Origin of the sequence: Hymenobacter tibetensis (assembly GCF_022827545.1) — a bacterium.
GTDB lineage: Bacteria > Bacteroidota > Bacteroidia > Cytophagales > Hymenobacteraceae > Hymenobacter > Hymenobacter tibetensis.
The window spans coordinates 5,656,059-5,667,583 of record NZ_CP094669.1; the positions used below are offsets into that span (position 1 = coordinate 5,656,059).

Here is an 11,525-nt window from a genome sequence, read left to right on the forward strand (position 1 = left end):
CTGCCTGCAAACCAAAGTATCTGGCTCTATAGCTCAGGTTGAACTGTTATATACCTGTTATTCAAGTGTTTATTTTTATGAAAAGGATTCCCTGCATTGCTGTTGCGCTGAGTGGCCTATTCTTCTCTCATTGCACTAGCAAGCCAGACGTGGAGCCGGCACTCAACTACGACCAAGCCAGCCAGGCGCTCATGCAGGAAGTAGCCCTGCAACTGGTAGGTACATGGAAGCTGCGCCAAGTGCATGTTTCGTACAAGCGGTTGTCGGGCCATGCCTTCATTCCCTTGACCCGCGATACCCTATTTCAGGAATTTGCCACTCTGCTCGTTCAGCGTGCTGTTGCTCCGCGCACCTCACCTGAGCACCCGTTGTATCCCGAGTTTCAAGGAACGCTTACGTTCCGTGGAAAGGCCCTCCCAGTGTACTTTCAATTGATTGCCAACCCTGAACAGGTTGTAAAGCAACAGGGTCCGCAGGCCTTGTTTATGCTGGACACCAATTTTCCAGCAGGCTCACGCACTAGTGGGCCAGAAGAAGACTTTATGGAAAACCTGGGACTTCTACGAGAGAACTTCTCGCTGGAACTCACCTCCGGGCAGCCAACGATGATTTGGCGCGGTCTAAATCACGGCGTTGACCGAATCGAACTGCAAAAGCAGTAACCGCCCGTACGCGTCGATTTCTTGCGGCGCTACACTACACCTGCCTACCCTACTCACACAGTCTGGGTAAATGCGTTGTTTTCTGCTGCCTTCTACCTACTACGTGAACAGCAGGCGTCATTGGTGTGTCCTTCTAATTCTTTCTCGTTGCCATTGGCCGGGGCTGGTAGCTTCCTTGCTGGAAGCTAGTCGGGGTCTAGTACGCTCCGGAAAGCCAAATGCTCTGGCACTAGACTCTTCTGTTTTCAGGGTTGTTTACAGGCTTCCTGCCCTGCCATAGCAGGGCCTCTGCACCATAGGAAAGCTCCACGATGTGCACCTGCGCAGTATGGCTCTGCGGTGGCTCAACACACTCTTCCATTACCCACAATCGTGTATATACACCCCATAAATTTGAAGGCCATTTGGAATAATAATTACCTGTTTTATGAAAATACACCTTGCCAAATAGGGTCAAATATGCTAGACTTGTAATTACACGGCTGAAAGCACCCTATTTTTTTAGGCATTTAACGCCTTTGCTTGCTTTTTTCACTAAGCTGTGTATCCCGCTCTACCTCATCCTTCCCACCCACCTTCTAACTCGTCTTATTTCGCACCTCTAACCACCGGGTAGTATGGCACCGCAGTATCTCCGCACCGTTGTTGTCATTGGCAATGGCATGGTTGGTTACAAGTTTTGCGAGAAGCTTCTTGCTAAAACTTCCGCCTTTAAGCTGGTCGTTTTCGGGGAAGAGCCCCGCGTAGCGTACGACCGGGTGCATCTGAGCGAATATTTCGGGGGCAAAACCGCCGACGACCTGCAAATGGCGCCCTTACAGTGGTACGAGGAACACGGCATCACGCTGCACCTCGGCGACCCGGTGCAGGAAATCGACCGGAGCAGCCAAACGGTGCATTCGCGCGGCGGCCTGGTGCAACCCTACGACTACTTGGTGCTAGCCACCGGCTCATCGGCTTTCGTGCCCGACATTCCGGGGGTGGAAAAGGAAGGCGTGATAGTGTACCGCACCATTGAGGACTTAGAAGAAATTAAAGCGGCAGCCGCTACAGCCCGCACCGGGGCAGTGCTGGGCGGGGGCCTGCTGGGCCTGGAAGCCGCCAAGGCACTGCTCGATTTGGGTGTGCCGGAAACGCACGTAGTGGAATTTGCCCCACGGCTGATGCCTCGGCAAATAGATGCCGCTGGCAGCCAGATGCTGCAAAGCAAGCTGGAAGCGCTGGGCCTACAGATTCATTTAAGCAAAGCCACGTCCAGCATTGGAGGCGAAGGCCGGATAGATGCGCTGCACTTCGGCGACGGCTCCATTCTGGAAGTGGATATGCTGGTGATTTCCGCTGGTATCCGGCCCCGCGACGAGCTGGCTAAGCTTTCGGGCCTAGAAGTGGGCATGCGGGGCGGCATCATCGTCAACGACGAGATGCAAACCAGCGACCCGTGCATCTTTGCCATCGGAGAGTGTGCCTTGCACAGCGGCATGATTTACGGTCTGGTAGCTCCCGGCTACGACATGGCCGAGGTGGTAGCCAGCCAGCTCACCCAAGGCGCGCGCGCCTTCACCGGCTACGATATGAGCAGCAAGCTCAAGCTGATTAGCGTGGACGTGGCCAGCTTCGGCGACCCGTTTATTGCCGAGCCGCACAGCCGCTCCATCGTGTTCGAAGATGCGCATAATGGCGTGTACAAGCGCATCAACATCAGCCCCGATGGCAAGTACCTGCTTGGCGGCGTGCTCATCGGCGACGCCGAGGCCTACAACATGCTGCTGCAAACCGTAAACAACAAAATCGTGCTGCCGCCGCATCCCGAGGACCTGATTCTGGGCGCCAGAGGCGGTGAAGCTGCGGAAGGTGCTGGGGTAATGAGTTTGCCCGAGGAAGCGCTGGTCTGTTCGTGCGAGGCCATAACCAAAGGCGCCATCTGCACTGCTGTGACCGAGCTGAACGTGACGTCGGTGGAGGGCATGAAGAAGTGCAACAAGGCCGGTACCGGCTGCGGCGGCTGCATCCCCATGGTCAAGGATTTGATTAATGGCACGCTCACCGCGCAGGGCGCCTACATCAAAAACGTGCTGTGCGAGCATTTCGACTATTCGCGCCAGGAGCTGTTCGACCTGTTCAAAATCAACGACATCCGCAGCTACGATGCCGCCCTCGACCATTTCGGGAAGGGCGACGGCTGCGAAACCTGCAAACCGGCCGTGGGCAGCATCTTGTCGGGCCTCTGGAACGACTTGGTGGTCAAGCACAACACCATTCAGGACACCAACGACCGGTACCTAGCCAACATCCAGAAGGGCGGCAGCTACTCGGTGGTGCCTCGAATTGCGGGCGGCGAGGTGACGCCCGAGAAATTGATTATAATTGGGTCGGTGGCCAAGAAATACGGTCTGTACACCAAGATTACCGGCGGCCAGCGTATTGATATGTTCGGGGCTCACGTCGGCGACTTGCCCGACATTTGGGAAGAGCTTATCAATGCCGGTTTCGAGAGCGGACACGCCTACGGGAAGTCGTTGCGCACCGTGAAAAGCTGCGTGGGCAGCACCTGGTGCCGGTTTGGACTGCACGACAGCGTATCGTTTGCCATCGAAATCGAGAACCGCTACAAGGGGATTCGCTCGCCCCATAAGCTGAAAAGCGGCGTGAGTGGCTGCGTGCGGGAGTGCGCCGAGGCGCAGGCCAAAGACTTCGGCATCATTGCCACCGAGAAAGGCTGGAACTTGTACGTGTGCGGCAACGGCGGCTCGAAGCCCCAGCATGCCCAGCTGCTCGCCACCGACCTCGACAGCGAAACCTGCCTGAAATACCTGGACCGGTTCCTGATGTTCTACATCAAAACCGCCGACCCGCTGGCCCGCACCGCCACCTGGCTCAACAAGATGGACGGCGGCATGGCTTACCTCAAAAACGTGATTATTAACGACAGCTTGGGCATCAACGACCAGCTGGAAGCGGAAATGCAGTTGCTCATCAACACCTACCACTGCGAGTGGAAAGAGGTGGTGGAGAATCCCGAGCTGCGCAAGCAGTTTGCGCACTTCGTGAATGCGCCCAAGGAAAAAGACCCAACCGTAGCCTTCGAGCCGGTGCGGGGGCAAAAGGTGGTGAAGGCCTGGTAGCCTGCCACGCGCAAAATTCTTGCATGCCCTAGTGTGCCTAGCTGCTCTTGCGTGGGAGTAGGCTCGGCAGCCCAACAAGCAACCTTTTTCGGGTAGACGGCGCAGTTGCGCTGCGTGCCCTCCTGTTCACTCTTCATTGCTTTGAAACCCTATGGAAACTGTCATTGACATAGCATGGCTGCCCGTGTGCAAAACCACGGATATTCCGGCCGATGGCGGCGCTTGCGCCCTGGTAGAAGGCGAGCAGATAGCCATTTTCAACTTTGCCCGGCGCGGCGAGTGGTACGCCACCCAGAACCTATGCCCGCACAAGCAGCAAATGGCGTTGGCCCGCGGCATGATTGGCAGTACCGGCGAAGCGTGCGAGCCTAAAGTGGCTTGTCCGTTCCATAAGCGCACCTTTTCGCTGCTCACGGGCGAGTGCCTGAACGGCGACGAGTGCAGCATCCAAACCTACCCCATCAAGGTCGAGGGGGATGTCGTGTACATCGGTTGGGCGTGATGCCGCCCGCTGCCTGCTTCACTTTCACCCGTACCCAACCTCTTGCTTATGGACGCTCCACTTGCCAATCAGCAGCCGCTTAGCTACCTCAACATCTTCGCTACCAAGGGTGTGCAGATGCGCACGTTCCATCTGACCTGGCTTACGTTCTTCTTCTGCTTTTTCGGGTGGTTTGGAATTGCGCCCCTGATGCCGTTAGTGCGCGAGCAGCTGCACCTCGACAAAGGGCAGGTGGGCAACATCGTTATTGCGTCGGTGTCGGCTACTATTCTGGCGCGCCTGCTGATGGGCAAGCTCTGCGACACGCTGGGGCCGCGCCTGGCGTACACGCTGCTGCTGGTGGTGGGCGCTATTCCGGTGATGCTGATTGGGCTCAGCAACAGCTACGAAAGCTTTTTGCTGTTCCGTTTGGCCATTGGCATTATTGGGGCGTCGTTCGTTATCACGCAGTTTCATACTTCCATGATGTTTGCGCCCAACGTGGTGGGCACGGCCAATGCCGTAGCTGGCGGCTGGGGCAACCTGGGCGGGGGCATTGCCAATATGGCCATGCCGCTGGTAGCGGCGACTTTCGTGTCGTTGGGTTACGTGGACAAGGCCAACTCCTGGCGCTTGGCCATGGTGGTGCCCGGTTTGGTGCTGCTGCTGATGGCCTGGCTGTACTACCGCTACACCACCGACACGCCCCGCGGCAACTACGCCGACATCCAGCGCGCCACCGCCGAAAAGCCGAAGGGTACGTTTCTACTGGCCTTGCGCGACTACCGCACCTGGGTGCTGGCGTTGGCCTACGGGGCCTGCTTCGGCATCGAAATCACCATCGACAACGTGGCCGCGGTGTACTTCGTCGACCACTTTCAGGCGAGTTTGGTAATGGCGGGCATGCTGGCGGGCATCTTCGGCTTCATGAACATTTTTGCCCGCGGCCTGGGCGGCTGGGTCAGCGACCGGGCCGGGCGCGCCTACGGCTTGAAAGGCAAATGGCTGCTGCTGAGTGGGCTGCTAGTACTGGAAGGCATTGGTATTGTGCTGTTTGCGCTAGCTCCTAGTCTGCCGTTGGCTATTGCCGCCATGCTCGGGTTTGCCTTGTTTCTGAAAATGGCCAATGGCTGCACCTACTCCATTGTGCCGTTCGTCAACAAGAAAGCCATGGGCAGCGTGAGCGGCGTGGTAGGCGCGGGTGGCAACCTGGGTGCTATGCTGGTGGGCTTCCTGTTTAAGTCGGCTACCATCAGCTACACCACGGCGTTTTTGTACATCGGGCTGGGGGTAGCGGCCGTGGGCGGACTGGTGCTGCTGGTACGGCTGGTGCGCAAAGAAATCGGCGAAGCCGCTCCGGAATCGTTAACGCTGGCCCGCGCCTAAGTAAATCCTTATCAACCTCCTGCACAGCTAATCCACTGCCTATGTTGTTGCCTTCCGCCGCTGTACCTTCTGTTTGCTGCTACTGCGGCGTGGGCTGTGGGGTACTGGTTAAGCCGGAAAAGAACGGCGACGTATCGGTGGTAGGCAACCCCGACTACCCCGTCAACCGCGGCGCGCTGTGCAGCAAGGGCCTCAACCTGCACTACACCGTCAATGACCGGAGCGACCGGCTGCTGTACCCGCAGATGCGCTACAGCAAAAGCCGCCCGCTTCAGCGCGTAAGCTGGGACGAAGCGCTAGCGCGCACGGCAGCCGTATTCAAAACCTTTATTGCGCAGCACGGACCTGAATCGGTGGCCTTTTATGCCTCGGGGCAGTGCCTGACCGAAGAGTATTACGTGCTCAACAAGCTGATGAAAGGCTTCATCGGCAGCAACAACCTCGACACCAATTCGCGTCTGTGCATGAGCAGCGCGGTGGTCGGCTACAAAATGGCTCTGGGCGAAGACAGCGTACCAGTATGCTACGACGACATTGAACTTGCTGACTGCCTGCTGGTAACCGGCGCCAACCCCGCTTGGTGCCACCCTATTTTGTGGCGCCGCGTGGAAGCGCACAAAGCCGCTAACCCCGACACCAAGATTATCGTCGTTGATCCGCGCGTGACGGATACCTGCGCCTTGGCCGACGTGCATTTGCAGCTGATTCCGGGTACCGACGTGGTATTGAACCAAGCCCTGGCGCGGGCCCTAATAGAAAACGGCGACATCGACCTCTCATTCATCGAGCAGCACGCCGACGGCTTCGAGGAGTATCAGCGCCTGGTGTTCGAGCGTACTGTGGCGGAAGCGGCGCAGCTGTGCGGAGTGCCGGAAACTGATATTCGGCTGGCGGCCCGCTACATCGGGGCGGCCAAAGGCTTCGTTTCAATGTGGACCATGGGCCTCAACCAAAGCGTGGTAGGCGTGGATAAGAACCTGAGCTTGTTGAATCTGCACCTGATTACGGGGCAGATTGGCAAGCCTGGTGCGGGCCCTCTTTCCCTCACCGGCCAGCCCAACGCCATGGGCGGGCGCGAAGTGGGGGGCCTGTCCAACCTGCTGCCGGCTCACCGCAACCTCGCCAACCCCGCGCACCGCGCCGAAGTACAGCAGTTTTGGGGTAGTGGCCCCTTGGCCGACAAGCCTGGCTTCACGGCTACCGAGATGTTTGAGGCGCTGGAAGACGGGCGCCTGAAAGCTATTTGGATACTCTGTACCAACCCGCTCACCAGCTTGCCCAACGTACGGCAAGCCGAAGCAGCTCTGGCCAAAGCCAAGTTTGTCGTGGTGCAAGACATCAGCAACAAGCCCGAAACCCTGGCCTATGCCGACGTGGTACTGCCCGCCGCTGCTTGGGCGGAAAAAGAGGGCACCATGACGAATTCGGAACGGCGCATCAGCTACTTGCCTCGGGTGGTAGCTGCTCCCGGCGAAGCCCTGCCCGATGCCGAAATCATCTGCCGTTTTGCCCAGGCCATGGGGTTTGCCGGCTTCGACTATGCCAGCCCCGAGGCCATCTACCAGGAGCATACCCGCCTGACGGCCGGCACCACGCTTGATATTTCTGGGCTCAACTACTCTATTCTGCGCGAGTTAGGCTCGGTGCAGTGGCCCTACCGCGCCGGCCAGACTGCCCCCGGTACTCCCCGCCTCTTCACCGACCAGCAGTTCTACACCCCGTCCGGCCGGGCCATGATTCATCCGGTGGCCGCCGTGTTCCGCAGCGAAGTACCCGACGAGGCGTTCCCCTTCATTCTGACCACCGGCCGCATCCGGGACCAGTGGCACACCATGACCAAAACTGGGAAAGTCAGCAAGCTCAAGCAGCACCTGCCGCAGGCTTTCCTGGAGTTGCACCCGCAAGACGCCGCCGCTCTGGCAGTGGAAGAAGGCGACCTGGTGACGGTAGAGTCGCGGCGCGGGAGCGTGCGGGTGGCCGCGCGCCTGAGCAGTGGCATCCGGTCGGGGGTGGTGTTTTTGCCCATGCACTGGGGCAAGCAACTGGGCTCCGACCTGCACCGCGCCAACAACGTCACGTCAGGCGCAGTGGACCCCATTTCCAAAGAGCCCGACTTCAAGTTTTGCGCGGTACAGCTAACCAAGTACCGCAAGCCCAAGCAGCGCATTGTAGTGGTAGGTGCGGGCGCGGGCGCGTATGGCTTTGTGAAAGCGTACCGCCAGCTGAAGCAGGACGACGACATCACCATCTTCAGCAAAGAAGACCTGCCCTTCTACAACCGCGTGATGCTGCCCGACTACATCAGCGGCCACCAGGATTGGGCGCAGCTCGTGAAGATGCGCGACGAAGAAGAGCCCACTTATAATATCTCGCTGCTGCGTGGGGTGAGCGTGGAATCGGTAAACCGGGCCGAAAAGTACGTGGTGGATTCTCGTGGCCAGCGCACCCCCTACGATGTGCTGATTTTGGCTACGGGCAGCCGCGCGGCCGTGCCCCGCAACGTGCCCACCCTACCCGGCATCTTCACGATGCGCAGCCGCACCGACGCCGACGAATTCAAAAGCCACCTGCCCGCTCAAGCGCATGTGGTGATAGTGGGCGGCGGGTTGCTGGGGCTGGAGATGGCGGCTTCCCTGCGCGAAGTGGGCACTAAGATCTCGATTATCCAGCGTACCTCCCGCTTCCTCGACCGGCAGCTCGACCCCTTAGGCAGCCAGCTGCTCCAAGACGAAATGCGCGACCAAGGCTGCGACCTGTACTTCAACGACGAAGTGGAGCTGTACTACGGCCGCGCCCGCCTCACCGGCGTGGGCCTGAAAAGTGGCCGCCGCCTGGAATGCGACGCCCTGATTCTGGCCATCGGGACGGTGCCCAACCTGGAACTGGCCCGCGAGTGTGGCCTGGAGTGTCGGCGCGGCGTGGTGGTCAATGAGCGGCTCGAAACCAGTGACACGAGTGTTTTTGCGCTGGGCGAAATTGCTGAATTTCAAGGTGTACTCTACGGCATTACGGCCGCCGCCGAGCAGCAAGCGGCCGTGGTGGCGCGCTACCTCAGCGGCGACGTGGGCAGCCACTACCACGGCAGCACGTTCATGAACATCATCAAGATTCATGGCTTCGACTTGTGCAGCATTGGCCTGCCCGAATGCCCTGCTACCGGGGGCTACGAGGAAATTGTGTTCATCGACAAAGCCCAGCGCTACTACAAGAAGTGCATCATTCACCAAGACCGGCTGGTAGGCGCCATCCTGATTGGCGACAAAAACGAAATGCAGGAGTTCCGGGCCCTGATTGCTAACAAAACCGAACTCAGCGACAAACGCTTGCGCCTGCTGCGTAGCGGCCAGCCCGCCGTACCGGTGCTAGGCAAGCTGGTGTGCAGCTGCAACAACGTGGGCGCCGACAACCTACGCCATGCCATTGCCGCCGGGTGCGAAACCCTGCCGGCGCTATGCGCCAGCACGGGCGCGGGTACGGGCTGCGGCTCGTGCCGCCCCGAGGTCCAACGCATTCTGGCGGCTGAACTGGCGGTGCTGGCCCCCGTCATCACCTAAACTACCCGCTGGCAATAGCCGCCTCACTTGCTTGTGCTTATTTTATGACGCCCTCTGACTCCTCGCTTTCCATCGTCGCTGTGAACCTGCCGGGCGGTATTGTGCCGACCGGCGACCTGCTGGCCGTGCTGGCTGCGGCGGAGGCTGCCGGGATTGAGCACGTGCAACTGGGGCACCGTCAGCAGTTGTTGTTGGCGGTGGAGCCTGCCCGGCGCCGGGCGCTGCTGCAAGCCCTGGCAGCGGCCGGGGTGCTGGCCGAACCCGACCCCGAGGCCCACCCCAACATCGTCAGCTCCTATGTGGGCGAAGACGTGTTTTACAATGCGCCCTGGTTGCGGGAAGGGGTCTACAAGGATATTTTGGATTTGTTTGACTACCGGCCCCGCCTGAAAATCAACCTCGTAGACAGCCGTCAGACCTTCGTGCCGTTCTTTACGGGCCACCTGAATTTCATTGCTGCCGATACCAGTAACTACTGGCACCTCTACCTGCGCTTCCCCCGCACGGGCACCCTCTACGCCTGGCCTCACCTAGTGTACTCCGAGGATGTGGCCGTGCTAAGTGCCGCCGTAGAGCGCGTGCTGCTAGCCGACCCGAAACAGTTTACGGACCCCACCACGGCCGGCGAACGGCTGCACGCCCTAGTAAGTGCCGCGCAGCCCTTGGGGCCGCGGGTGGTGGCCGGGCCGCTGGCCTTGCCGGCCTTTATGCTCCCCTACTACGAAGGCTTCAACCGCAGCGGGCAACAGTTGTGGCTGGGCATCTATCGGCGCAACGAGCTGTTTGCCGTGGCTTTTTTGCAGGATTTGGGCCGGGTGTGCTTGCAAACCCGAGTAGGCCAGCTCTGCACCACGCCCTGGAAATCGTTGATAGTGAAAGGCATAGACCCCACCGACCGGGTGCTTTGGGACGCTGTGCTGTGTCGGCACCGCATCAATGTACGGCACGCGGCCAACGAGCTGAACTGGCAGGTGGAAGACAGTTGCCCGCAAGGGGTGGCACTCAAGCACGAGCTAGTGCGCTACCTCAACGAGGAAGATGTGCGCACGTATCAGCTTTGCTTTGCCATCAAAACCCGGCCGCAAACCGGCTTGTTCTGTTCCATTGTGGTGCGCACCCAGGTGGAGCGCGCCAGTGAGCAGTACGAGATTCTGCACACCCGCGACTTCAACCCCAACTCCCGCGACTTCGTGCTGTTCCGCCAGCACGTGCGCCGCGACCGGCTAGGCTGGTACTTGGCCGAGCTTTGCCACCAGTTCTACGCCCAAGTAGGTGCCACTCTTGAACCCGCGGCCCCCGACACATTCCCCTCACCGCTTCCCGAGCATCCGGCCACCGTGGCCCCTCGCCTGCCTCGGTGCCGCCACTGCCTAACGGTGTACGACGTGGTGTACGGCGACCCAGCCCAGGCAGTAGCCGCCGGCACTCCCTGGGACACGCTGCCCGACTATCACTGCCCGACGTGCGAAGCACCCGCTGCTGATTTCGAGTGGTGGGAAGAACCGATTACTGCCGGAAAGGAAACCCACGGGGCACTCACCTGAGTACTACCTGTAGTCGTTTTTTCTCCCTTATTCTTCCCAGCCTGATGTCTACCCTACCCATCGCCAACCCCCTCTTTCCGGTTTTTCTGAAGCTAGAGCAGCTTCGGGTGCTACTAGTAGGCGGCGGCAATGTGGGCCTCGAAAAGCTAACGGCTATTCTGCGCAGTAGCCCCGCCACCACCGTCACGGTGGTCAGCATCACATTTCTGCCGGAGCTGCGGGAGCTAGCCGCCCGGCACCCGGCCGTACAGCTGCACCAACAAGCGTACAACGATACGTTTCTGGACGACGCCGACGTGGTATTTGCCGCCACCGACGACCCCGCCCTGCACCGCCGCATCAAGGAAGCGGCCCGCACCCGCCGCCTGCTGGTGAACGTGGCCGATACCCCGCCGCTCTGCGACTTTTATTTGTCATCGGTCGTGCAGAAAGGTGCTTTGAAAGTGGCTGTATCCACCAACGGGCAGTCGCCGACGGTGGCCAAGCGGCTGCGGGCCGTCTTGGAAGAAGCCCTACCCGACGAGCTAGATGCCGTGCTGCAAAAGATGCCCGCTATTCGGCAGCAGCTAGCCGGCGACTTCGCCGAAAAAGTCCGGACCCTGAACGCCGTGACGGCTGGGCTGGCGGGTGGCCCCGGCTATGAAGCGCCCGCAACCCGGTGTTGGCGGCGCGTGGCCCTGGGAGCCCTGCTGGCCGCTGGCGCCTTAGCTGCGGCACGCTTCCTGCCGGCGCCGGAAGCTCGAAAAAACATCGAATAACCCTGATAACGCTACCGT

7 protein-coding genes are annotated in these 11,525 nt (G+C 59.8%); all 7 read left to right on the forward strand.

The features are described 5' to 3' along the window. Positions 1-77 precede the first annotated feature (77 nt). The 7 genes from MTX78_RS22855 (at position 78) to MTX78_RS22885 (ending at position 11,507) form a co-directional block, all read left to right on the forward strand. Entirely contained in the window at positions 78-662 is a 585-nt protein-coding gene (locus MTX78_RS22855; protein ID WP_243798657.1) for a hypothetical protein, read from the forward strand. A gap of 617 nt (positions 663-1,279) precedes the next feature. After that, entirely contained in the window at positions 1,280-3,784 is a 2,505-nt protein-coding gene (nirB, locus tag MTX78_RS22860; protein ID WP_243798659.1) for a nitrite reductase large subunit NirB, read from the forward strand. 151 nt (positions 3,785-3,935) lie between these two features. Then, on the forward strand, positions 3,936-4,286 hold the full coding sequence (nirD, locus tag MTX78_RS22865; RefSeq protein ID WP_243798661.1) for a nitrite reductase small subunit NirD: 351 nt from the start codon (positions 3,936-3,938) through the stop codon (positions 4,284-4,286). Between the two features lie 48 nt (positions 4,287-4,334). After that, a complete protein-coding gene (locus MTX78_RS22870; protein WP_243798663.1) occupies positions 4,335-5,651 on the forward strand; it encodes an MFS transporter in 1,317 nt (438 codons plus the stop codon). A 41-nt stretch (positions 5,652-5,692) separates the two neighbouring features. After that, positions 5,693-9,205 carry a nitrate reductase gene (locus tag MTX78_RS22875; RefSeq protein ID WP_243798664.1) on the forward strand — a complete coding sequence of 1,171 codons (3,513 nt, stop codon included), beginning with the start codon at positions 5,693-5,695 and terminating at the stop codon, positions 9,203-9,205. A 44-nt stretch (positions 9,206-9,249) separates the two neighbouring features. Beyond that, a complete protein-coding gene (locus MTX78_RS22880) occupies positions 9,250-10,749 on the forward strand; it encodes a rubredoxin (protein ID WP_243798666.1) in 1,500 nt (499 codons plus the stop codon). Between the two features lie 44 nt (positions 10,750-10,793). Beyond that, complete coding sequence (locus MTX78_RS22885; protein ID WP_317258918.1) at positions 10,794-11,507, forward strand: precorrin-2 dehydrogenase/sirohydrochlorin ferrochelatase family protein; 714 nt, start codon at positions 10,794-10,796, stop codon at positions 11,505-11,507. Positions 11,508-11,525: the final 18 nt, after the last annotated feature.

Bases quoted from the DNA above. Each gene is read 5' to 3' on its own strand.
- nirB (WP_243798659.1), top strand. From the start codon at position 1,280: ATGGCACCGCAGTATCTCCGCACCGTTGTTGTCATTGGCAATGGCATG.
- MTX78_RS22855 (WP_243798657.1), top strand. From the start codon at position 78: ATGAAAAGGATTCCCTGCATTGCTGTTGCGCTGAGTGGCCTATTCTTC.
- MTX78_RS22880 (WP_243798666.1), top strand. From the start codon at position 9,250: ATGACGCCCTCTGACTCCTCGCTTTCCATCGTCGCTGTGAACCTGCCG.
- nirD (WP_243798661.1), top strand. From the start codon at position 3,936: ATGGAAACTGTCATTGACATAGCATGGCTGCCCGTGTGCAAAACCACG.
- MTX78_RS22885 (WP_317258918.1), top strand. From the start codon at position 10,794: ATGTCTACCCTACCCATCGCCAACCCCCTCTTTCCGGTTTTTCTGAAG.
- MTX78_RS22875 (WP_243798664.1), top strand. From the start codon at position 5,693: ATGTTGTTGCCTTCCGCCGCTGTACCTTCTGTTTGCTGCTACTGCGGC.
- MTX78_RS22870 (WP_243798663.1), top strand. From the start codon at position 4,335: ATGGACGCTCCACTTGCCAATCAGCAGCCGCTTAGCTACCTCAACATC.